General features: G+C 68.4%; 22 protein-coding genes. 8 read left to right on the top strand and 14 right to left on the bottom strand.

The genetic code is table 11. From position 1 onward, the window contains the following. Nucleotides 1–3 precede the first annotated feature (3 nt). Nucleotides 4–1,548 (bottom strand): MFS transporter, encoded by a 1,545-nt coding sequence (locus ABIA71_RS07620; RefSeq protein ID WP_354284449.1) that lies wholly within the window; start codon nucleotides 1,546–1,548, stop codon nucleotides 4–6. A gap of 182 nt (nucleotides 1,549–1,730) precedes the next feature. After that, complete coding sequence (locus ABIA71_RS07615) at nucleotides 1,731–2,639, bottom strand: LysR family transcriptional regulator (protein WP_354284447.1); 909 nt, start codon at nucleotides 2,637–2,639, stop codon at nucleotides 1,731–1,733. A gap of 148 nt (nucleotides 2,640–2,787) precedes the next feature. On the opposite strand from ABIA71_RS07615, the gene ABIA71_RS07610 reads away from it, so the two are divergent. Next, on the top strand, nucleotides 2,788–3,234 hold the full coding sequence (locus ABIA71_RS07610; RefSeq protein ID WP_128096044.1) for a universal stress protein: 447 nt from the start codon (nucleotides 2,788–2,790) through the stop codon (nucleotides 3,232–3,234). Between the two features lie 18 nt (nucleotides 3,235–3,252). Then, nucleotides 3,253–3,729, top strand: a complete 477-nt coding sequence (locus tag ABIA71_RS07605; RefSeq protein ID WP_354284445.1) for a hypothetical protein — start codon at nucleotides 3,253–3,255, stop codon at nucleotides 3,727–3,729. 27 nt (nucleotides 3,730–3,756) lie between these two features. On the opposite strand, the gene ABIA71_RS07600 is transcribed toward ABIA71_RS07605, so the two are convergent. Further along, nucleotides 3,757–5,190: a GGDEF domain-containing protein gene (locus ABIA71_RS07600; RefSeq protein ID WP_354284443.1), complete on the bottom strand. Its 1,434-nt coding sequence runs from the start codon at nucleotides 5,188–5,190 to the stop codon at nucleotides 3,757–3,759. A gap of 196 nt (nucleotides 5,191–5,386) precedes the next feature. Between ABIA71_RS07600 and ABIA71_RS07595 the strand changes: the two genes are divergently transcribed. From ABIA71_RS07595 to ABIA71_RS07585, 3 genes are all read left to right on the top strand, one after another. Continuing rightward, nucleotides 5,387–6,352: a L,D-transpeptidase family protein gene (locus ABIA71_RS07595; protein ID WP_354284441.1), complete on the top strand. Its 966-nt coding sequence runs from the start codon at nucleotides 5,387–5,389 to the stop codon at nucleotides 6,350–6,352. 4 nt (nucleotides 6,353–6,356) lie between these two features. Further along, complete coding sequence (locus tag ABIA71_RS07590; RefSeq protein ID WP_354284439.1) at nucleotides 6,357–7,049, top strand: M23 family metallopeptidase; 693 nt, start codon at nucleotides 6,357–6,359, stop codon at nucleotides 7,047–7,049. Between the two features lie 122 nt (nucleotides 7,050–7,171). Beyond that, entirely contained in the window at nucleotides 7,172–8,032 is an 861-nt protein-coding gene (locus tag ABIA71_RS07585; RefSeq protein WP_128096891.1) for a PA4780 family RIO1-like protein kinase, read from the top strand. A gap of 262 nt (nucleotides 8,033–8,294) precedes the next feature. Here ABIA71_RS07585 and fghA read toward each other — a convergent pair whose 3' ends face one another. From fghA to frmR, 4 genes are read right to left on the bottom strand one after another with little or no spacing between them, the layout of a single operon-like run. Then, nucleotides 8,295–9,125 carry an S-formylglutathione hydrolase gene (fghA, locus tag ABIA71_RS07580; RefSeq protein WP_354284437.1) on the bottom strand — a complete coding sequence of 277 codons (831 nt, stop codon included), beginning with the start codon at nucleotides 9,123–9,125 and terminating at the stop codon, nucleotides 8,295–8,297. A 10-nt stretch (nucleotides 9,126–9,135) separates the two neighbouring features. Next, nucleotides 9,136–9,504 (bottom strand): YqcC family protein, encoded by a 369-nt coding sequence (locus ABIA71_RS07575; RefSeq protein WP_354284435.1) that lies wholly within the window; start codon nucleotides 9,502–9,504, stop codon nucleotides 9,136–9,138. A 7-nt stretch (nucleotides 9,505–9,511) separates the two neighbouring features. After that, nucleotides 9,512–10,621, bottom strand: a complete 1,110-nt coding sequence (locus ABIA71_RS07570) for an S-(hydroxymethyl)glutathione dehydrogenase/class III alcohol dehydrogenase (protein WP_354284433.1) — start codon at nucleotides 10,619–10,621, stop codon at nucleotides 9,512–9,514. A gap of 55 nt (nucleotides 10,622–10,676) precedes the next feature. Continuing rightward, the gene (gene frmR, locus ABIA71_RS07565) at nucleotides 10,677–10,952 is read right to left on the bottom strand and encodes a formaldehyde-responsive transcriptional repressor FrmR (RefSeq protein WP_128096888.1); all 276 of its coding nucleotides are present in this window, start codon (nucleotides 10,950–10,952) and stop codon (nucleotides 10,677–10,679) included. 123 nt (nucleotides 10,953–11,075) lie between these two features. Between frmR and ABIA71_RS07560 the strand changes: the two genes are divergently transcribed. Next, a complete protein-coding gene (locus ABIA71_RS07560) occupies nucleotides 11,076–11,633 on the top strand; it encodes a DUF4240 domain-containing protein (RefSeq protein WP_354284431.1) in 558 nt (185 codons plus the stop codon). A 14-nt stretch (nucleotides 11,634–11,647) separates the two neighbouring features. On the opposite strand, the gene ABIA71_RS07555 is transcribed toward ABIA71_RS07560, so the two are convergent. The 3 genes from ABIA71_RS07555 to ABIA71_RS07545 form a co-directional block, all read right to left on the bottom strand. Beyond that, nucleotides 11,648–12,634, bottom strand: a complete 987-nt coding sequence (locus ABIA71_RS07555) for an alpha/beta hydrolase family protein (protein ID WP_354284429.1) — start codon at nucleotides 12,632–12,634, stop codon at nucleotides 11,648–11,650. Nucleotides 12,635–12,654: 20 nt separating this feature from the next. Continuing rightward, the gene (locus ABIA71_RS07550; RefSeq protein ID WP_354284427.1) at nucleotides 12,655–13,374 is read right to left on the bottom strand and encodes a hypothetical protein; all 720 of its coding nucleotides are present in this window, start codon (nucleotides 13,372–13,374) and stop codon (nucleotides 12,655–12,657) included. An 81-nt stretch (nucleotides 13,375–13,455) separates the two neighbouring features. Next, nucleotides 13,456–14,364, bottom strand: coding sequence for a LysR family transcriptional regulator (locus ABIA71_RS07545; RefSeq protein ID WP_354284425.1), 909 nt, complete (start codon nucleotides 14,362–14,364; stop codon nucleotides 13,456–13,458). A gap of 127 nt (nucleotides 14,365–14,491) precedes the next feature. On the opposite strand from ABIA71_RS07545, the gene ABIA71_RS07540 reads away from it, so the two are divergent. Continuing rightward, nucleotides 14,492–15,595 carry an alkene reductase gene (locus ABIA71_RS07540; protein ID WP_354284423.1) on the top strand — a complete coding sequence of 368 codons (1,104 nt, stop codon included), beginning with the start codon at nucleotides 14,492–14,494 and terminating at the stop codon, nucleotides 15,593–15,595. Between the two features lie 252 nt (nucleotides 15,596–15,847). Here ABIA71_RS07540 and ABIA71_RS07535 read toward each other — a convergent pair whose 3' ends face one another. From ABIA71_RS07535 to ABIA71_RS07520, 4 genes are all read right to left on the bottom strand, one after another. Further along, the gene (locus ABIA71_RS07535; protein ID WP_354284421.1) at nucleotides 15,848–16,063 is read right to left on the bottom strand and encodes a hypothetical protein; all 216 of its coding nucleotides are present in this window, start codon (nucleotides 16,061–16,063) and stop codon (nucleotides 15,848–15,850) included. Between the two features lie 8 nt (nucleotides 16,064–16,071). Further along, a complete protein-coding gene (locus ABIA71_RS07530) occupies nucleotides 16,072–16,737 on the bottom strand; it encodes an SMI1/KNR4 family protein (RefSeq protein ID WP_354284419.1) in 666 nt (221 codons plus the stop codon). Nucleotides 16,738–16,768: 31 nt separating this feature from the next. Then, nucleotides 16,769–17,164, bottom strand: coding sequence for a glutaredoxin family protein (locus tag ABIA71_RS07525; protein ID WP_354284417.1), 396 nt, complete (start codon nucleotides 17,162–17,164; stop codon nucleotides 16,769–16,771). Between the two features lie 83 nt (nucleotides 17,165–17,247). Then, nucleotides 17,248–18,141: a LysR family transcriptional regulator gene (locus ABIA71_RS07520; protein WP_354284415.1), complete on the bottom strand. Its 894-nt coding sequence runs from the start codon at nucleotides 18,139–18,141 to the stop codon at nucleotides 17,248–17,250. A 107-nt stretch (nucleotides 18,142–18,248) separates the two neighbouring features. Between ABIA71_RS07520 and ABIA71_RS07515 the strand changes: the two genes are divergently transcribed. Continuing rightward, nucleotides 18,249–19,304, top strand: a complete 1,056-nt coding sequence (locus tag ABIA71_RS07515; protein WP_354284413.1) for an NAD(P)-dependent alcohol dehydrogenase — start codon at nucleotides 18,249–18,251, stop codon at nucleotides 19,302–19,304. Nucleotides 19,305–19,682: the final 378 nt, after the last annotated feature.

Raw genomic sequence — 19,682 nt, 5'->3', positions numbered from 1 at the left:
AGTTCAAGCCACGGCGCGTGGCGGGAAGATGCGGGTGGGCAGCCATGGAATCAGCGCGATCAACGCGACAGCGACCACGGCAACCAGCAGGTAGAGATCGGCAGAGGTCAGCGCGACCACCTGCGCATGCAGGCGCGCGCCCAGCGACGGCGACGCGGCGGCGTCCAGCCACGGCGCGTTGCCCAGGCGGTCCACCAGCGCGGTGGAATGCAGGTGGTTGCGCGCGGTGGTCACCGCCTCAAGCACGCCCCCGGCCAGCACGGCGGCGAAGCCCTTGACCGTGTTGAACCAGGCCGAGGCGAACGGACCATCGGCCGGCGCCAGGCTGCCGGTGGCCAGTAGCAACAGCGGCAGCACCGCCATCGGCTGGGCGAAGATCTGCACCAGTTGCAGCAGCACGAAGTTGTCGCGGTTCCAGTCGGTGCCCAGGTGGCTGCCCAGCCAACAGGCCAGCGCCAGCAGCGCCAGCCCGGTGGCCTGCACCCAGCGGCAGTCCACCCGGCGCTGGTTGAGCAGCGTGGCGACCAACGGCAGTGCCAGCAGCTGCGGAAGGGCCACCCACAGCATCAGCGGCGCGGTCTGCAGCGGCCGGTAGCCCTGCACCTGGGCCAGGAAGCTGGAGGGAATCAGGATCACCGCCAGCAGCACGAACAGCACCCCGCCCAGGGTGATCAGCGCGTAAGTGAGGTTGCGGTTGGCCAGCAGCTGCAGCTTGAAGAACGGCAGCGGGTGCGACCATTCGTTGTAGAGGAACAGCACCAGCAGGCCGCTGCCGCCGCCCAGCAGCGTGCAGATCAGCGGCGAGGCGAACCAGTCCAGCCGCGGCCCCTGCACCAGGCCCAGCACCAGCATCACCAGCGCCGGCAGGCCCAACGCCAGGCCCAACCCGTTGAACTGTGCAAACCGCTCCAACCGCAGCGGATCCTGCGGCAGGCCCCAGCCAACCATGGCGATGGCCGCGATGCACCACGGCACGATCTGCCAGAACGCCCAGTGCCAGCCCACGTACTCCACCCACAGCGCCGCCATCGGCGTACCCAGGCTGGGTCCGAACGTGGCGGTGAGTGCGTAGCCGGCCAGCCCGTACAACTTGATGCCCGGTGGCAGGAAGCGCAGCGCCACGCTCATCAGCAGCGGCGGCAACGCGCCGCCGGCCAGGCCCTGCAGCGCGCGCAGGATCAGAAGGGAAGGCAGGTCCGGTGCCAGCGGGCACAGCACGCCCAGCAACATGAAGGCGCCGATCATGCACATCGCGAAGCGACGCAGCGAGAACGTCACCGCACACCACGGCGCGAACGCCATCGCACTGACCGACATCGCCGTGTACACCGCCACGATCCAGCTGCCCTGGTCGACGCTGAAACCCATCGCGCCGCGGATGTCGGCCAGCGCGACCTTGGTGACGTTTTCGTTGATGCCCGAGATCAGCACCGCCAGCAGTACCCCGCACAAGCCCACTGCCAGGCGCGGGCTCAGCACAGCCTGCGGGGGCGACGTCGGTGCGGCGGGTGCGGCGGTGGCCGTCACGGGTGCGCTCAGCGCAGTCATCGCGCACCGCCCACAAGGGCCCGGTGCACGGCATACAGCAGGAACATGGCAACCACTCCACGACGGGGAGCGGCAGTCTAGGCAGCGCGCATGCTGCGAAAAATGCTGCGCCGGCCAATCCACGAATGCATCAGGCGCACGCCTCGATCGTCACCCGGCGCGCCATGCGCGCGTGCCCGGACTCAGGCCAGGCCTGACTGTGCGTCGCACAGGGCCTTGATGCTGCGGCGCAGCCAACGATGCGCCAGATCGCTGTCCAGGCGCGGGTGCCATGCCTGCACCACAACGGCCGTGCTGACCGGAATCGGCAGTTCGAACAGCCGCAGCGGCACGCCCAGCCGTTCCAGGCGCCCCAGCATCACGCTCGGCATCTGCGGCAGGATCAGGTCCGAATCGGCCGCGGCGAAGATCGCCGAATGGAAGGTGGGCATGATCTGCGCCACTCGACGCTGCAGGCCCTGCGTGGTCAGGTAATCGTCAATCGGGCCATGGGGGCGTCCGCGCCGCGACACCGCGATGTGGTCGTAGGCAACGAAGCGCTGCACGGTGATCTCGTCGGCAAACAGCGGGTGGTCCTCGCGCGCGGCCCCGAAGAACGAGGTGCTGAACAGGTTCTGCACCTTGGTGTCGGCGCCGTGCTTGCCGGCAGTGCTGATGTGCAGGTCGATGCGGCCCTGCTGCATGGCATCGTCATCGCCGTCCCCTTCGGGCACGAAGCGCAGTACCGCGCGCGGTGCCTGGGCCTGGAACAGCTCCCGCATGCGGCCGCCGTAGGTGCCCACGAACACATCGTTGGCGCGGATGCTGAAGGTGCGCTCCAGGGTCAGCATGTCGACCTCGCGGCCGGCGTTGAACACCAGGTGCGCCTGTTCGATCACTTCGCGCACCTGCTCGCGCAGCTGCAGCGCGCGTGGGGTAGGCGCCAGCCCCCGGCCCGAGCGCACCAGCACCGGGTCGCCCACCGCCTCGCGGATGCGGCCCAGGGTGCGGCTCATCGCCGGCGCGCTCAGGTTCATCCGCCGCGCGGCACCGACCACGCTGCCCTCCTCGATCAGCACGTCCAGGGCAAGCAGCAGGTTCAGGTCGGGCATGGCGGCGGCACACAGGGAGGATGGCAGTCACTTTACGGCATGCCAATTCCATGATTCGTGCGCTTGACGCAATCCATGCCTGCGGCGCAGGGCATGGGTGTGCGGGGTGCTTTGCGCGACCATCCCCGTCCCCCCTGCGAGATGCCGCATGTTCACCACCGTTCTGGTCGCCATCGACGGCGGCCCCCAGCACGCCCAGGTGCTGGCACTGGCCGCGTCACTGGCCACCCCGCACACCCGCCTGCACCTGCTGTGCGTGCTGGACCCGGCCTTTGCGCTGGCCGACGATGCGCCGCGTGCCGACCGCACCGAGTATGTGGCCGCCGACGACCAGCGCCACCAGGCCGTGCAGCTGCTGACCACCGCGCTGGACCAGCTGCGCGAGCGCGGCATCGATGGGGTGGCCAGCCACCCGGCCGGGGAACCGGCCCAGGTCCTGTGCGATTACGCCCGCCAGCACGACTGCGACCTGATTGTCATCGGCCACCGGCATCTTTCCCGGATGGAGCGGCTGTTCGAGCGTTCCGTCGGCCAATGGACCATCGACCACGCCCCGTGCCCGGTGCTGGTCGAGGTCCGCGACGCCGTTCCCTGACACCTTCGCAGGTCGCCCATGCCCCACCGCACTCCCAGCTCCCCCACCCGGGTCAGCTACCAGTCGATCGGCCGACGCTGCAATGCCGTCGAGCAGCGCCTGCTGTGCGCGCTGCGCCGCGTGGCCAACCCCGCGACCCGCGACGATGCCGTTGCGCTGCTGGGCGGCCTGGGGCTGGATGCCGACGGTATCGCCGCGTTCACTATGTTGGTGCCGCTGCTGCGCACCGGCCACGCGCCGATCGAGCTGCTGCAACCCGGCTCACCGTTCATTGGCGCCACCGAACTGGACCTGCTGGCCTGCGTGCGTCGGCTGTCGCAATGGCGCCATCCGCGCCCGCGTGCACACCACGACGGCGATGCCACGGTGGCGCTGCGCGACCAGCTGGCGCAGTGTGCCCAGGCCGCACGCCAGGCCGACCTCGGCCTGCGCCTGACCACGCTGTCACCGGTGGGCCTGCGCCTGCTCGATCCAGCGGCATGGGTGCGCGGCTGACGGGAACGGGATGTGCCTCCAACGCGGTCAAAGCGCCTCGGGCAGCCGACCTTCCACCACGCGGTTGCGGCCGGCGCGCTTGGCCTCGTACAACGCGGCATCGGTCGCGGCCAGCAACGCGCCGGGGTCGGCCGACGCGATCAGCGCCACGTGCGCCACCCCGATGCTGATGGTGACACCCACGCTGCCGATCGGATCGGTGGTGGCCAGCCGCAACCGCTCCACCGCCACGCGCATGGTCTCGGCCAGGGCCAGCGCGCCGTCGCGGGTTGTGCCTGACACCACCACCGCAAACTCCTCGCCGCCATAGCGGGCCACCACGTCGCTGCCTCGCGTAGCGCATCCCGACAGTGCGGTGGCCACGGCACGCAGGCAGGCGTCGCCCAGCGGGTGGCCGAAGCGGTCGTTGAATTCCTTGAAATGGTCGATGTCCACCATCAGCAGCGCCATGCCCTGGCCGCTGCGTCGCGCACGGCTCCACTCGGTCTGCAGCACCTGGTCGAACTGACGGCGGTTGGCCACACCGGTGAGTGCATCCACCCGCGCCAGCACGTCCAGTTGGTCCTGGCGTTCCATCGCCCGCACCTGCATCACCACCCCGCGCAGGCCCGAGCCCAGCGTGGCCAACGCGAAGCCGACCACCGCCAGGTGCGGGTGTGACCTCACCATCAAGGCCGACACCACCAGCAGTGCCGCCGGCAGGATCAGCGGGCTGCCGGCACGCACGGCCAGGGCCAGGCGGCGCGGCGTCTCCATGGCCACCGCGTCGCCACGGCGCAGCGCCAGGCACGCCAGCAGCAGGAACGGGAGGTCGATGACCAGATCGACCAGCCCCCCGTAGTTGGCCTCGGTGGCGACGTGGTTGATGTAGGCCGCCACGCCCATGTACACCCACGCGAAGGCGGCGAGAGCGCGGAAGAAGATGCGCCGCGATGCATCCTCGCTGGCCAGATAGCGCACCAGTGCGAAGGCGGCGATGAACAGATTTTCGATGTCGAACATCAGGCGCAGGCTGTTGACGCCCTGCTCGGGGGCATCGCTCATCGTGGCGAACGAGAAGGTGTGCACGAAGAACAGGTAGCCCAGCAGCAGCGCCAGCGCGCCATCGATCACCACCAGGAACCACGGTTCATGGCGCGGATGGGCCATCGCAAACGTCAACGGCACCCCGTACAGCACGTACAACAGCATGCTCACCCCGGGGGTGGCGTCAGGCGTGCCCAGGCCGATGTCCTGGTACATGTTGAGCGCCATGCCACCGGCCCACAGCAGCATGCCGGCGCTCAAGGCCAGCCAGCCCACCCGCGCTTCGCTGTGCAGCATCCGCCACGCGCAGGCCAGGGCCGCCAATACCGGCGCACCGATCAGGAACGAAAACGACACCGCCTGCGCATGGCCCGGCAACAGCACCAGGGCCAGTCCGTGGCACACGATGTACAACGCCGCCAACACAGCTGCCATGCCATCCCCGCCCGGATGCGATGTGGACCCACGATACTGCCTTTGCCGTGCACCCGGTGCAGCCGCGCGCGTCTTTCACAGCGCCTGCACGCGCCCGCTGCGGCGCGACGCTGCGCTCAGCTGCGCGTCAGCGTTTTCACGACAGCCGTGCACACCGCTGCGGCATGGTGCAGGTGAGCCCGCCCTGGAGTAGTCAATGCCGTTGCGCCCCACTGCCACCGTTTCGCTGCTGGTGCTGGCCCTTGCCAGCGCTGCGCCCGCATTTGCCCAGCAACCGGCTGCCCTGCCGGCACCGATTGCCGAAAGCAGCACCCCTGCCACCGGTCCGCGTTCGGACCTGCACGCGCAGGTACTGCTGGATCGCGCGCATTTCTCGCCCGGCCAGATCGACGGCTTGACCGGCTCCAACCAGAAGCGCGCGGTGGCCGGCTTCCAGGCCGCTCGCGGCCTCAAGGTGACCGGCGAGCTTGATGACGCCACCTGGCAGGCGCTGCAGCCGGACGCCACCCCGGTGCTGGCGCGCTACACGCTCACCGCCGAGGACGTGGCCGGCCCGTTCGCGCCGATTCCGAAGAAGCCGGCCGAGCAGGCCAAACTGAAGGCGCTTGGCTACGCATCGGTGGAGGAGGCGCTGGGCGAGCGCTTCCATGCCGACCCGGCGCTGCTGCGCGCGCTCAACCCCGGCGTGGACCTGGCCAAGGCCGGCAGCGAGATCCAGGTGCCCAACATCGCACCGGGCACGTTGCCCAAGGCCGCCAAACTGGTGATCGACAAATCCGATTCCACGCTGCGTCTGTACGACGCGCAGGGCAAGGTCTACGCACAGTTCCCGGTGTCGTCTGGCAGCAAGCACGACCCGCTGCCGATCGGTAAGTGGAAGATCCTGGGCATCTCGCGCGACCCGACCTTCCACTACAACCCCAAGCTGTTCTGGGATGCCAGCAAGAAGGAAAGCAAGGCGCTGCTGCCGCCGGGCCCGAACAACCCGGTGGGCCGGGTCTGGATCGACATCTCCAAGCCGCACTACGGCCTGCACGGCACGCCCGAGCCGGGCCACGTGGGCAAGACCGAATCGCACGGCTGCGTGCGCATGACCAACTGGGACGCGCTGCAGGTGGCCGACGCGGTGGACGCATCGGTGCCGGTGGTGATGCAGGAGTGACCGGATGAAACTGACCAAGCTGCTGGCACTGGGACTGGTGGTCGGGATCGCCGGCTGGTGGTGGCTGGGCCCGGTGGTGAATGGCCCGCAGGCGGGTGCCGATGCCACGCCCGCGATGCCGGTGCCCGCCCCGGCCGACCCGGCCACGTTGGCGGCCCCCAGCCGGGCCGCGCCGGCCGCCATGGCCAGCAGTGCGGCCCCGGCAGCGCCGTCGGCCCCATCACCTGCCCCGCCGGTGTCCACCCCGGCAGACGGCAGCGCGCTGTTGCTGCCGGTGCAGGGCATCACCGCCGCCCAGTTGCAGGACACCTTCACCGACGCCCGCAGCGAAGGCCGCGTGCACGATGCCATCGACATCCTGGCACCAGCCGGCACCCCGGTGCTGGCGGTGGCCGATGGCACCATCGAGAAGCTGTTCAACAGCGATCGCGGCGGGCTGACGGTGTACCAGTTCGAGCCCGGCGGGCGGTACTGCTACTACTACGCCCACCTTGAGCGCTATGCCGACGGCCTGGCCGAGAAGCAGACCGTCACCCGCGGCCAGGTCATCGGCTACGTCGGCAGCACCGGCAATGCCAGCCCGGAGGCCCCGCACCTGCATTTCGAGATCCATACCCTGGGCCCGGAAAAGCAATGGTGGAAGGGCGCCTCGCTGAATCCCTACCCGGTGCTGCGCGGCGAGCAGCGGCTGCCCTGAGCCCGTCCGGGGGTGCGCCGGCCCGCTTGAACAGCCGCCGATGGCCGGCCCGCCCCGAAGATGCGAAAATCCCTCCCCCTTTCAGGCCGGCGCATTGGCGCCGGCCGCATACCCGAGATTCCGTGAAGACCCCCCAAGGCTTGCAGGCGCTGATCGACGACGGCGTGATCGATGAAGTGTTGCGCCCGCTCAAGAGCGGCAAGGAAGCGGCCGTGTATGTGGTCCGCAGCGGTGACGACGTGCGCTGTGCCAAGGTCTACAAGGACATGGCCCAACGGAGCTTCCAGCAGCGCGTGCAGTACCAGGAAGGCCGCAAGGTGCGCGGCAGCCGTGAAGCGCGTGCGGTGGGCAAGGCCAGCAAGTACGGTCGCAAGCAGCAGGAAACGGCCTGGAAGAACACCGAAGTGGACGCGCTGTACCAGCTGCGCGACGCCGGCGTGCGCGTGCCCGAGCCGCATGGCTACTACCACGGCGTGCTGGTGATGGAGCTGGTGACGGATGCCGACGGCTTCTCCGCCGCGCGCCTGGGCGAAGTGGAGCTGGAGGCCGACCAGGCCCGCGCGTTCCACCAGACCCTGGTCCGCCAGGTGGTGCGCATGCTGTGCTGCGGGCTGATCCACGGCGATCTGTCGCCGTACAACGTGCTGGTGGGCCCGGACGGCCCGGTGGTGATCGACTTCCCGCAGGTGGTGAGCGCTGGTGGCAACAACGCCGCGCGCAGTATGCTGCTGCGTGACGTCAACAACCTTACCGCCTACCTCGGGCGTTTCGCGCCCGAGCTGCTGGACAGCTGGTATGGCGAGGAGATGTGGGCGTTGTTCGAAGCCGGCGACCTGCTGCCGGACAGCCCGCTCACCGGTACGTTCGTGCACGACGAAACCACCATCGACCTGGACAGCGTGCGCCACGCCATCAACGATGCGCGCGAAGAAGCGCTGATCCGCCAGCAGGGTCGCGAGGCGGCGGAAGAAGACGAGGATTGATGGGGCCGCGGGTAGAGCCACCCCATGGGTGGCTACCCGTCGTTCTGGCACCGCGCGCAGCCGACCAACGGTCGGCTCTACCGGCGATGGATTGATGCGTTCAGCCACCCATGGGGTGGCTCTACCTTCCGGGGTTGATGCGTGCAGCCACCCATGGGGTGGCTCTACCTTCCGGGGTTGATGCTTGCAGCCACCCATGGGGTGGCTCTACCTTCGGTGCGTTGATGCGCGCAGCCGACCAACGGTCGGCTCTACCCCAGGCTCAGGCGTGCAGCGCCTTGGCGTGGTGCGCGATGTGGTCGCCGATGAACGTGCTGATGAAGTAGTAGCTGTGGTCGTAGCCGGGCTGCAGGCGCAGCTGCAGCGGGTGGCCGGCGGCGGTGCAGGCGGCCTGCAGCCATTGCGGCTGCAGCTGGGTGTCCAGGAATTCGTCGCCACCGCCCTGGTCCACCAGCAACGGCAGCTTCTCTTCGGCGGTGGCCACCAGTTCGTTGGCGTCCCAGGCCGCCCAGCCACTACGGTCTTCGCCCAGATACGCGGTGAACGCCTTCTGGCCCCACGGCACGCGGGTAGGCGCCACGATCGGCGAGAACGCCGACACGCTGCGGTAGCGGCCGGGGTTCTTCAGCGCGATCACCAAGGCGCCGTGGCCGCCCATCGAATGCCCGCTGATGCTGCGCGCACCGCTTGCCGGCAGGTGGGCTTCCACCAGCGCCGGCAGTTCGTCCACGATGTAGTCGTACATGCGGTAGTGGGCGGCCCACGGCTGCTCGGTGGCGTTGAGGTAAAAACCTGCGCCCTTGCCCAGGTCGTAACCGTCGGCGTCGGCAACGTCGTCACCGCGCGGGCTGGTGTCCGGCGCCACCAGGATCACCCCGTGCTCGGCCGCGTAGCGTTGCGCGCCCGCCTTGGTGATGAAGTTCTGCTCGGTGCAGGTCAGCCCGCTCAGCCAGTACAGCACCGGCAGTTTCTGCGTAGCCGCCTGCGGCGGCAGGTACACCGCCACCTTCATGTCACAGCCCAGCACCTGCGAGCGGTGCTGGTACACGTCCTGCCAACCGCCGAAGGCGGCGCGATGTTCGATGCGTTCCATGGAAGTTCCTTCAGGGGCGGTCGCGCGCAGGCGCGCCGCCGGTATTGATGTCGTGGTCCAGCTGCGCCAGCAGGTGCAGCAGGGGCTGGCACTCGTCCTGGCCATCCAGGTTGCGCACCGCCGCCACCGACACCTTGCTCTGCGGTGGCCATTGCCCGTCACGGCGCGCTTCCTGCAGGCGCGGCAGGAACACCTGTACCAGCCAATGCTCGAACGGCATCTCATCGATGCCGAACGGCGAATCGACGTGGCGCGGTGCGCCCACCGGCCCCTGCAGCCAGCCCAGATCGCGCAGGGCCTGCTCGATCTGGTCGACCAGCGCGTCACGTACCGTTGGCGCGGGCGCGGTGCGTCGCATCCAGAAGTCGGTCAGGCCCATGTGCGGCTCAGTAATGCACCACCGAGCGGATCGACTTGCCTTCGTGCATCAGCTCGAAGGCCTCGTTGATCTGCTCCAGGTCCATGGTGTGGGTGACGAACGGCGCCAGTTCGATGTCGCCCTTCATGGCGTCTTCGACCATGCCCGGCAGCTGGCTGCGGCCCTTCACGCCGCCGAACGCGGTGCCCTTCCACGAGCGGCCGGTGACCAGCTGGAACGGACGGGTCGAGATTTCCTGGCCCGAGCCGGCCACGCCGATGATCACCGACTGGCCCCAGCCACGGTGCGCGCATTCCAGCGCCGCACGCATCACGTTGACGTTGCCGATGCACTCGAAGGTGTGGTCCACGCCCCAGGTGGTCATCTCCACGATCACCTGCTGGATCGGCGTGTCGAAGTCCTTCGGGTTGATGCAGTCGGTGGCACCGAACTGCCTGGCCAGGTCGAACTTGGACGGGTTGGTGTCGATGGCGAAGATGCGACCGGCCTTGGCCTGGCGCGCGCCCTGGATCACCGCCAGGCCGATGCCGCCCAGCCCGAACACGGCCACCGAATCGCCTTCCTGCACCTTGGCGGTGTTGTGCACCGCGCCGATGCCGGTGGTGACGCCGCAGCCCAGCAGGCACACGTGTTCCGGGTTCGCCTCGGGGTTGATCTTGGCCAGCGAGACCTCGGCCACCACGGTGTACTCGCTGAAGGTGGAGCAACCCATGTAGTGGTAGATCGGCTCGCCGTTGTAGCTGAAGCGGGTGGTGCCATCGGGCATCACGCCCTTGCCCTGGGTGGCGCGCACGGCCACGCACAGGTTGGTCTTGCCCGAGGTACAGAACAGGCACTCACCGCACTCGGCGGTATACAGCGGAATGACGTGGTCGCCCGGGGCGACGCTGGTGACGCCCTCGCCCACTTCCACCACGATGCCGGCGCCTTCATGGCCCAGCACCGCCGGGAACAGGCCTTCCGGATCATCGCCGGACAGGGTGAACGCATCGGTATGGCAGACACCGGTATGGGTGATCTTGACCAGCACTTCGCCCTTCTTCGGCGGGGCGACGTCGATCTCGACGATCTTCAACGGCTGGCCGGGACCAAACGCTACAGCGGCACGGGATTTCATCGGAAACTCTCCAAGGCAAGGAACAAGACAGGTGCGCGCGCGGGTGCCCGCGCGCTTATTTCAGGTAGGAACGGATCAGCGCGCTCATGTCGCGCACACGCTCGGCGCGCTGCGCATCGGACTGCGCCGGCTGGCCGAATTCTTCACGCAGGTGGGCTTCCATCACTTCGGACATCAGCCCGTTGACCGCACCGCGGATCGCCGCGATCTGCTGCAGCACCGGCGCGCAGTCGGCCCCGCCCTCCAGCGCCCGGTCCAGCGCATCGCACTGGCCGCGGATGCGGCGCACGCGGGCCAGGACCTTCTTCTTTTCTTCCGGGGAGTGGGGCACGGGCGAACGACCAGAGAACTATACTGGGGGATAGTATACACAACCGGACTCTGCCGTCAGCGCGCGGTTGCCTTGGCGCGGGGCATCGGCTAGAACGGGGCTCCCCCTCGTGAACCGCCCCGCATGGACCGCCACGCATTCTGGACCCTCATTGAGCAGGCCCGGCAGGACACCCCGTCGCCCGACGCGATGCCCGCCGTGCTGACCCGCCGGCTGGCCACGCAGGACGCCGAGGCGATCCTGCGCTGGTGCGGGTACTTCGACCTTTACCATGCACTCTCGTACAAGAGCCGGTTGTGGGCCGCGGCGTACATCATCACCGACGGCTGCAGCGACGACGGCTTCGACTACTTTCGCGGCTGGCTGATCGGGCAGGGTCAGGCATGTTTCCTCGCCGCCCTGCGCGACCCCGACTCCCTGGCCACCCATCCGCTGGACGCCACGCCGGCCGAGGGTGAAGGCATGCTCGTGGTGGGCGCCAATGCCTGGTTCCAGCGCATGGGCATGGCGCCGGACCACGCGGCCCTCGCCGAGGCGATGCGTGCACATGCGCCCAGTGCCGCCGACCACGCCGCGCTTGTGGCGACCCTCCACTACGCAGCGGATATCGATGCGCCGTGGGACGACGTCGATGGCGACGTGGAGGCACTGGTGCCGCAGTTGGCGGCGCGGTTCGGCTGAGCCGGAAGAACGCCCTACTCTTCGCTGTCGTCCTCGATAGCGGGCGTGCCGTGCAGCCAGTCCAGCACGCCCCGGTGCAGCTCAAGCGCCTGCGCCTCGGTAGGCGTACTCCACAGGCTATGCCGCATGCCGGCCACCTCCACGTAGCGGAAGGGAACGCCTGCCCCCTGCATCGCCGTGGCCAGCTGCCGCGCCGATGCCACCGGCACCGAGCCATCGCGCTCACCGTGCACCACCAGCAACGGGGCACGCAGATCACGCAGGATGTTGGCCTCCACCGCGTCCAGGCGATTGGCCCAGACGGCGAATGTATTGGCCTCTCCCATCCAGTCCTTGCCCGGCACCGGCTCGGCGCGAATCGCGTCCATCCTGGCGCGCAGTTCCTGGCGGCACGTCGTTGGCGCGCCGTTGGCTGCGCACACCATGTCCTGCATCGACTCCGCCATCGGCACCCCGCCGCCGAACCCGATGAGTGCCACCGCCCTGGTCTGCGGCGCGTATGCGGCCAGCTGCGCACCGATCCGGCCGCCATCGGAGAAACCCCAGATCCACAGCTCGCCGTTCCACCACGGTGCATGGCGGTGCAGGTACTGCAGCGCGCGCAGGTGATCGATGACACGTTGATCGAGGGTGTAGTGCTGGCGGAAGGCATCGCTGCAGCGGAAGTCCGGCCCGATGTCGATGCCGCCGTCGGCGTTGCGCGGCGGATCGACGGGGCCGGGCTTTTCCACCACGGCCAAAGCGAAAGGATGTCTACCGTCTACCTGTTGCTGCAGCCAGCCCACGCTGTCGTTGAGCGCGGACGGAATGCACAGCGAACCGTCGATGAAGACCAGCAACGGGATCTTCCCCGCCGCTGCGGGCCGGTGCAGCTGCACGTCGATAGGCGTGCCGTCCACGCGGGATACGGTCAGGTGCTCCTGCAGCGGCAACGCACTTGCCGTGCTCATGCACAGCAGGCCGAACAGCGTTCCGGTGATGCGATGAATCACGTTGATCATGCTGCGTCCATTGTCAGATGTCATTCCGCAGCGAAGGACAATGCACGCCGCGCGCGCAGCGGGGAATCCGTGCGCGAGGCATCGGGCGGAAACAGGCTGATGTAGCCGGCGGCGATGGCGCGGTCGCGCAGGCGCGTGCCCACGCCCTCGGCGGCGATGATGTCCACGTGGGTGACGCGGCCCTGCGGGTCCACGTCCATCTGCCATTCCACCCGCCCTATCCATTCCGCTGGCGGTATGTCCGCATCGTAGTTGGGGCGGCCGTAGACATAGGCGATGGCGGGGTCGCGCATGTACGGGGAATCGTCAAGCCGGCGATCCACCCGCACGGTGGCGCTGGCATGGCGTCCATCGCCCAGCCAGGTCTCCACCGTCCATTGCCCCGGCGCGCCATCGTGGCCCAGCGGCGCGGGAAAACACTGCTTGCGGCCGCGATAGTCGGCGTGGGTGCTGCGGGACACCTCCGTGCCGGCTGCATCGCGGATCGCCAGGGTCAGGCCCTGCACATCGGTATCGTCCGCATTCGCCGCGACACACACCTGGTGCACGGGTCCACCTTCAAGGACGAACTGCCGCGTCTGCTGCCGGGCCAGTGCGCCTGTCGGTGTCCTGGCCCACAGGAATTCAATGTAGATGGGCTCGCTACCTGCAGCCTCACCGGCCTGCGCAACCGGGGCCCCCAGCAGCAGCGCCAGCAGCCCGCGCCCCGCCGTGCTCATCACTGCGTGCATCCCGTGCATTGCCATTCCCGTCCATGGTGGGTGCACCGATGATGGCCTGCGCTGCGTGGCACTGGCAACCGAGGTGGACGTGCGCCCGGCTCAGTCGAACGCGCCCGCGTCGGCCAGCCGCGTCAGTTCATCCACCACATAACGCACCTTCGGCCGCAGGTGGCGGGTCTGCGGCCACAACGCGTGGATCTCCACGTGATGCTGCATGCACTGCCCCAGCACCTGCTGCAGCGCGCCCGTCTGCAGGTGCTGTTTGACCAGGAAGTGCGGCATCTGGCAGATGCCCAGCCCGGCCAGGGCGGCTTCGATCACCGCATCGCCATCGTTGAGCTGGTGGGTGCCACTGGGGATGAAGCGCGCCTGCGCATCGTCCTCGCCGATCCGCCACGCCACCGGCTGGCCGTAGCGGTAGCCGACGATGCTGCGGTGGGCATGCAGCTCGTCAACGGTGCCAGGCGTGCCGTGCTTGTCCAGGTAGGCCGGCGATGCGCAGGTGATCAGCCGCTGCGTGCCCAGCCGCCGTGCCACCAGATGCTGGGCCTGGTCCAGCCCACCAAAGCGGATCAACAGATCGATGCCTTCTTCGACCGGGTCCACGAAGTGGTCGGTGAAGGTCATGGTGAGCTGCAGTTCGGGGTGGTCGGCACAGATGCGCAGCAGCACCGGCAGGATCATCAACCGGCCGAACGAGGACGGCATGTCGATGCGCAGGCGCCCGGCAGGCAGATGCGATGCCGACCCCAGGCAGGCCTCGGCCGAGGCGATCTCTTCCAGCGCGGCGGCGCAGGAGGCGAAGTACGCCTGGCCATCGGCGGTGAGCGAGATGCGCCGGGTGGTGCGATGGAACAGCCGCACGCCCAACCGCTCTTCCAGCCGCGCGATCGCCTTGCCGACCGCCGAGCGCGAGATCCCCAGGGTCTCGGCAGCTTCGGTGAAGGTGCCCGAGCGCGCCGTGGTGACGAAGGTGACCAGCCCGTTCAACGATTCCACTGGCAGCATGGCCGCGCTCCATTGGGGACACAATGTCCCGCTTGCGGGGAAATTGAAGTTCTTTATGCACCTCCAGGTCAACCCTATCTTGAAGGGGTCGCGCCGCTGGCGCCTTCCTCCCCACGAGTTCCCCCTCATGACCGCCCTGCTCTTCCAGCCTTACGACCTCGCCGGTACCCCTCTGCGCAACCGCATCGCGATGGCGCCGATGACCCGCGCGCGCAACCCCGGCAGCGTGGCCAACGCGCTCACCGCGCAGTACTACCGGCAACGCGCCAGCGCCGGGCTGATCATCAGCGAAGGCACCCCGGTGTCGGCACAGGGCCAGGGCTACATCGACGTGCCGGGGATGTGGTCGGCCGAGCAGGTGGAAGGTTGGAAGCAGGTCACCGCGGCCGTGCACGACGAGCACGGCGCGATCTTCGCCCAGCTCTGGCACGTGGGACGCATGTCGCACGCCTCGCTGCAGCCTGACGGCGGCCAGCCGGTCAGCGCGGGCACCCGCCCGGTGGCGAGCAGCCCGAAGAACACCTCGTTCGTGTACCACGAAGACGGCAGCCGGGGCCACGCCGATCCAACCCCGCCGCGCGCGCTGCGCACCGACGAACTGCCCGGCATCGTGGACGACTTCGCGCGCGCCGCCGACAACGCGATCGCCGCGGGTTTCGACGGCATTGAACTGCATGCGGCCAACGGCTACCTGTTCGAGCAGTTCCTCAACCCGGTCACCAATGACCGCACCGACGGGTACGGCGGCACGCTGCAGAACCGCGCGCGCCTGATCCTGGAGACCGTCGATGCGATGGCCGCGCGGATCGGGTCGCACCGCGTGGGCGTGCGGCTGGCGCCGAACAACCTGCAGTTCGACATGCCCGAGTACGTCGGCAACGAAGCGGCCTACCTGTACCTGGCACAGGAACTGGGCAAGCGCGGGCTGGCCTACGTGCACCTCAACGACAACCATGCGCGCGGTGTGTCGGTGCTGAGCGAGGCGTTCCTGCGCACCTTCAAGCAGAGCTACGGTGGCACCCTGATCCTGGCCGGCAGCCTCACCCGCGAGCGCGCGCTGCGGTTGGTGGACGAGGGCATCATCGACCTGGCCGCGTTCGGCCAGCCGTTCATTGCCAACCCGGATCTGGTGGCGCGGCTGGAGAACGACGTGGCATTGGCGGTGCCGGATCGGGCCACGTATTACGGCGGTGGGACAGAGGGGTATACCGATTACCCGGTTGCCCGCTGATCGTGGGGCCGGCGCGGGCGTGGTGATTCCGTGCGGGTAGCCACCCATGGGGTGGCTCTACCCGTGCCCGGCCGGCGGTAGAGCCACGCCATGCGTGGCTGATTTCTCGATATGCGCGCTGCGGGCAGCCACCCATGGGGTGGCTCTACCTGTGCCACGCCGGCGGTAGAGCCACGCCATGCGTGGCTGATTTCTCGATATGCGCGCTGCGGCAGCCACCCATGGGGTGGCTCTACCGCCCGCCGCGGGCGGTTATCGCAGCAGCAGGCCTCGCCATGGGTTGGGTACGTCGCCCATCAGGGCCACCACCGCCTGGTCCAGTTGCCCGGCGGCCGCCAGGGTCGCCACCGGGTGCGCGCGCAGGTGCGGGGGCAACGTTGGCGGTACCCGTCCGGCGTCCAGCGCCAGCAGATGGTCGGCCAGCTGGCGGAAGTCGGTGTCGCTGAGTGTGGCAGCAGGCGCAGGCATTTCCGCGGTCATGCCTGCACGTAGGGAATGCGCTCGTTGATGCGCTCGAACCCGATCACCTCGCGGATCAGCACATCGGCCTGGTCTTCGTGCAGTGCGCCGTCGGCGATGGCGTCGGTTTGCCCGAACCACGTTTCCAATGCCTGCACCTGGTCGGCGCGCAGCCACGCGCGGTGCGTGTCCAGCCAGCGCTGCAGGTTGTCGGCCAGCGCGCTGTCGTCCAGCAGCGACTCCTCCAGGTCCAGCACCGATTCCACCATCTTGCGGAACAGGAAGTCCTGGTAGTTCGCGGCCAGCAGGTCGGCGCGGTCGTCGTCGTGCCAGACCAGCAGCACCGGCGGCTCGGCAAAGCCCGGTGCGTTGGTCCAGAAGCAGTACACATCGCCGGCCCCGGTTTCGGCGAACGGCAGCAGCTGCATGTCCGCCCGCAGGGGGTTGTAGTGGTCGGTCGCGGTCAGGTCCGACCACGCCTCGTGCAGGCGCTCGCGCGGGATCGGCTCGTAATCGTACGCATACAGCAGCACCGGCGGTGCGGCCTGCAGGCTTGGAAACACGACCTTGAACCAGTCCGGGTGCGGGCCCCCAAAGCCCAGCCGGCCTTCGGCGTCCAGCTGCCGGTAGAGCGGCGGGAAGGCTTGGCCGGTGGCCTGTTCGATATCGGAAAGCGTGTGCATGCGGAATCCATGAAGCTGAAGAAGGGCGCGCTCAGCGCGCGTTGTAACGATAGACCACGCTGGACGAAGAAGGGCGTGCAATCGACTGCCCGGACACCTCGACCACCGGCAGTGCATAACTGCCATCGCGCATCACGCCAGCATTCTCGAAGCGCGCATGGAACGCCGCCTGCTCGGCGGGCACGTCGATGTCGTGGTAGCGCACCGGCACGTTGGCGGCCTGCAGGTCGGCCAGCATGCGCCGGGTGAAGCCGCAGCCGTCGCGCCCGTACACGTCCACGGCCCGGCCCTGCGTGGCGGCGCCCGCAGCAGCAAGCGGCGCCACCACCTGTTGCTGGCCGGCGCGGTGCTTGAACAAAAGGTTCTTGAGGTGCAGCACGCCCCCGAGCGTACCCAGGATCAACAACAACACGGCAATGCGATTCATCGACAGTCCTTGTCGGCAGTCCCCCTGCCCGCAGCGACGCTAGCATGCGGCGCGGGCGTGGCTCAATGCGTGCGCCTGCGCGGCTAGGCGGTGGTGTCGCGCACCATGTCCACGAACGCGCGCAGCGCCGACGACATCTGCCGTTGCCGCGGGTAATACAGCACGAAGCCGGGGAACGGTTCGCTCCAGTCTTCCAGCACCGCCACCAGGCGGCCATCGTCCAGGAACGGGCGCGCGGAGTCTTCCAGCACGTAGGCCAGGCCAAGGCCGTCGATCACGGCCTGCAGGATGGTGTGCTGGTCGCCGAGGGTCAGCCGCCCGGGTACGTCCACCTCCAGTTCCTGGCCGTCGCGTTCGAACTGCCACTTGTACAGATGGCCACTGGCGTAGCGGAAGCGCACGCACTCATGCTGCGCCAGGTCGTGCGGATGCATGGGAATCCCGCGACGCTGCACATAGGACGGCGCGCCCACGATCAGGCCGCGCAGCGGCGGGCCCAGCGGCACCGCCACCATGTCTTCAGGCACCGACTCGTGCAGGCGCACGCCGGCATCGAAGCCCTTGGCGACGATATCCACCAGCCCATCGTCCTGCGCCAGTTCAATGCGCACATCCGGATGGGCCTGCAGGAACCGCGCCAGTCGCGGGCCCAGCTGGGTCTGCACGGCGGCGCGGGTGGCATTGATGCGCAGCAGCCCGGCCGGCGCGGCACGGAAGTGGTTCATTTCCTCCAGGGCGTCATGCACCTGGTGCAGGGCGGGCTGCAGCCGTTCGAGCAGGCGCTGGCCGGCCTCGGTGAGCGCCACGCTGCGGGTGGTGCGATGGAACAGCCCCACCCCCAGCCGCTCCTCCAGCGCGCGGATCGCATAGCTCACCGCCGAGGTGGACAGGGCCAGCTCGTCACCGGCCTTGCGGAAGCTGCGGTGGCGCGCGACGGCGGCGAAGGCGGCCAGATGGGTCAGGTTGTCAGTGGCCATGATTATCCCGTTTTACTTGATGAATCATGCCGATATCCTGACTGTATGTGCACGGGAACGGGGCGTATTGTAAAGCGCCTTTCTACAAAACCCGCCAAGGATCTCCCATGTCCCTCGCCCATGGTTACGCCGTCCACGACCAGACCGCCCCGCTGGTGCCGTTCTCCTTCGAGCGCCGCCCGGTCGCCGCTGGCGACGTCCGCATCCAGATTCTGTACAGCGGCATCTGCCACTCCGACCTGCACCAGGCCCGCGACGACTGGGGCAACTCGAAGTTCCCGATGGTGCCGGGCCACGAGATCATCGGCCGCGTGACCGAAGTCGGCGCCGGTGTCACCGCCTTCAAGGTCGGCGACTTCGCCGGCGTCGGCTGCATGGTCGACTCGTGCCGCCATTGCGCGGCCTGTGACGAATCGCTGGAGCAGTACTGCGAAAAGGGCGCCAGCTACACTTACAACAGCACCGAACGCGATGGCCAGCCCACCTTCGGCGGTTACTCGGATCACATCGTGGTCGAGCAGCGCTTCGTGGTGAAGGTTTCCGACACGCTGGACCTCAAGGCCGCCGCGCCACTGCTGTGCGCCGGCATCACCACCTACTCGCCGCTGCGCCACTGGAAGGTGGGCCCCGGCCAGAAGGTCGGCATCATCGGCCTGGGTGGCCTGGGCCACATGGGCGTGAAGTTCGCCAAGGCGATGGGCGCCACCGTGGTGATGATCACCACCACCCCGGAAAAGGGTGCCGATGCCAAGCGCCTGGGCGCCGATGAAGTGCTGGTCTCGCGCGATCCGGCGCAGATGCAGGCCCACGCCGGCAGCTTCGACTTCCTGCTCAACACCATCCCGGTAAGCCACGACACCAACCCGTACATGGGCCTGCTCAAGCGCGACGCCACCATGTGCCTGGTCGGCGTGCTGACCGAGCTGGACCCGCCGCTGATGGGCGCTGCGATGATGTTCGGCCGCAAGCACATCACCGGCTCGGCGATCGGCGGCATGGCCGAAACCCAGGAAATGATGGACTTCTGTGCCGAACACAACATCGTCAGCGACGTGGAAGTGATCGACATCAAGACCGTCAACGAAGCTTGGGAGCGCATGGCGAAGAATGACGTGCGCTACCGCTTCGTGATCGACATGGCCACGCTGGAAAAGGCGGCCTGATCCTTCCGCACAGGCATGAAAAAAACCCCGGCATTGCCGGGGTTTTTTTTGTCAGCTGTAGGCGTGTGGTTGGGCAGTCCAGGCGCCATGTGGATCTTGTTGTGTATTCGCCCGGGTCTGTTGCGAGCGTGAGGGCCCCGCAGCGCCCGGTAGGCCCCTGGTGCAAATGTCCCCCGGCCGCGTGGCGGCCTCCTCCTTTACTTTGCCCAGGAGCCTACCGGCCGCTACGGGGCTCCGCTTGCGGTAAGCAGGTAGAAGAAGCCAAGCCTGTTTGGCGCTGGTCGGTGGGTCGGGCGCTGGGGTCCCATACCCTTGGAGGCGAAGTAAAGGGGGAGGGGGCGGCCGCAGGCCGACGCCGGAGGACATTCGCCGGAAAGG

Source organism: Stenotrophomonas sp. 2619 (assembly GCF_040548725.1).
Lineage (GTDB): Bacteria > Pseudomonadota > Gammaproteobacteria > Xanthomonadales > Xanthomonadaceae > Stenotrophomonas > Stenotrophomonas maltophilia_AP.
Note: the sequence above shows the minus strand (reverse complement) of the source record. Positions and strands in the feature narration are given on the sequence as shown.

Coding starts and splice junctions, on each gene's coding strand:
- ABIA71_RS07610 (WP_128096044.1), top strand. CDS start 2,788: ATGTTCACCACCGTTCTGGTCGCCATCGACGGCGGCCCCCAGCACGCC.
- ABIA71_RS07540 (WP_354284423.1), top strand. CDS start 14,492: ATGACCGCCCTGCTCTTCCAGCCTTACGACCTCGCCGGTACCCCTCTG.
- ABIA71_RS07515 (WP_354284413.1), top strand. CDS start 18,249: ATGTCCCTCGCCCATGGTTACGCCGTCCACGACCAGACCGCCCCGCTG.
- ABIA71_RS07560 (WP_354284431.1), top strand. CDS start 11,076: ATGGACCGCCACGCATTCTGGACCCTCATTGAGCAGGCCCGGCAGGAC.
- ABIA71_RS07595 (WP_354284441.1), top strand. CDS start 5,387: ATGCCGTTGCGCCCCACTGCCACCGTTTCGCTGCTGGTGCTGGCCCTT.
- ABIA71_RS07620 (WP_354284449.1), bottom strand. CDS start 1,548: ATGACTGCGCTGAGCGCACCCGTGACGGCCACCGCCGCACCCGCCGCA.
- ABIA71_RS07605 (WP_354284445.1), top strand. CDS start 3,253: ATGCCCCACCGCACTCCCAGCTCCCCCACCCGGGTCAGCTACCAGTCG.
- ABIA71_RS07520 (WP_354284415.1), bottom strand. CDS start 18,141: ATGGCCACTGACAACCTGACCCATCTGGCCGCCTTCGCCGCCGTCGCG.
- ABIA71_RS07600 (WP_354284443.1), bottom strand. CDS start 5,190: ATGGCAGCTGTGTTGGCGGCGTTGTACATCGTGTGCCACGGACTGGCC.
- ABIA71_RS07570 (WP_354284433.1), bottom strand. CDS start 10,621: ATGAAATCCCGTGCCGCTGTAGCGTTTGGTCCCGGCCAGCCGTTGAAG.
- ABIA71_RS07535 (WP_354284421.1), bottom strand. CDS start 16,063: ATGCCTGCGCCTGCTGCCACACTCAGCGACACCGACTTCCGCCAGCTG.
- fghA (WP_354284437.1), bottom strand. CDS start 9,125: ATGGAACGCATCGAACATCGCGCCGCCTTCGGCGGTTGGCAGGACGTG.
- ABIA71_RS07615 (WP_354284447.1), bottom strand. CDS start 2,639: ATGCCCGACCTGAACCTGCTGCTTGCCCTGGACGTGCTGATCGAGGAG.
- ABIA71_RS07530 (WP_354284419.1), bottom strand. CDS start 16,737: ATGCACACGCTTTCCGATATCGAACAGGCCACCGGCCAAGCCTTCCCG.
- ABIA71_RS07550 (WP_354284427.1), bottom strand. CDS start 13,374: ATGCACGGGATGCACGCAGTGATGAGCACGGCGGGGCGCGGGCTGCTG.
- ABIA71_RS07590 (WP_354284439.1), top strand. CDS start 6,357: ATGAAACTGACCAAGCTGCTGGCACTGGGACTGGTGGTCGGGATCGCC.
- ABIA71_RS07525 (WP_354284417.1), bottom strand. CDS start 17,164: ATGAATCGCATTGCCGTGTTGTTGTTGATCCTGGGTACGCTCGGGGGC.
- ABIA71_RS07555 (WP_354284429.1), bottom strand. CDS start 12,634: ATGATCAACGTGATTCATCGCATCACCGGAACGCTGTTCGGCCTGCTG.
- ABIA71_RS07575 (WP_354284435.1), bottom strand. CDS start 9,504: ATGGGCCTGACCGACTTCTGGATGCGACGCACCGCGCCCGCGCCAACG.
- ABIA71_RS07545 (WP_354284425.1), bottom strand. CDS start 14,364: ATGCTGCCAGTGGAATCGTTGAACGGGCTGGTCACCTTCGTCACCACG.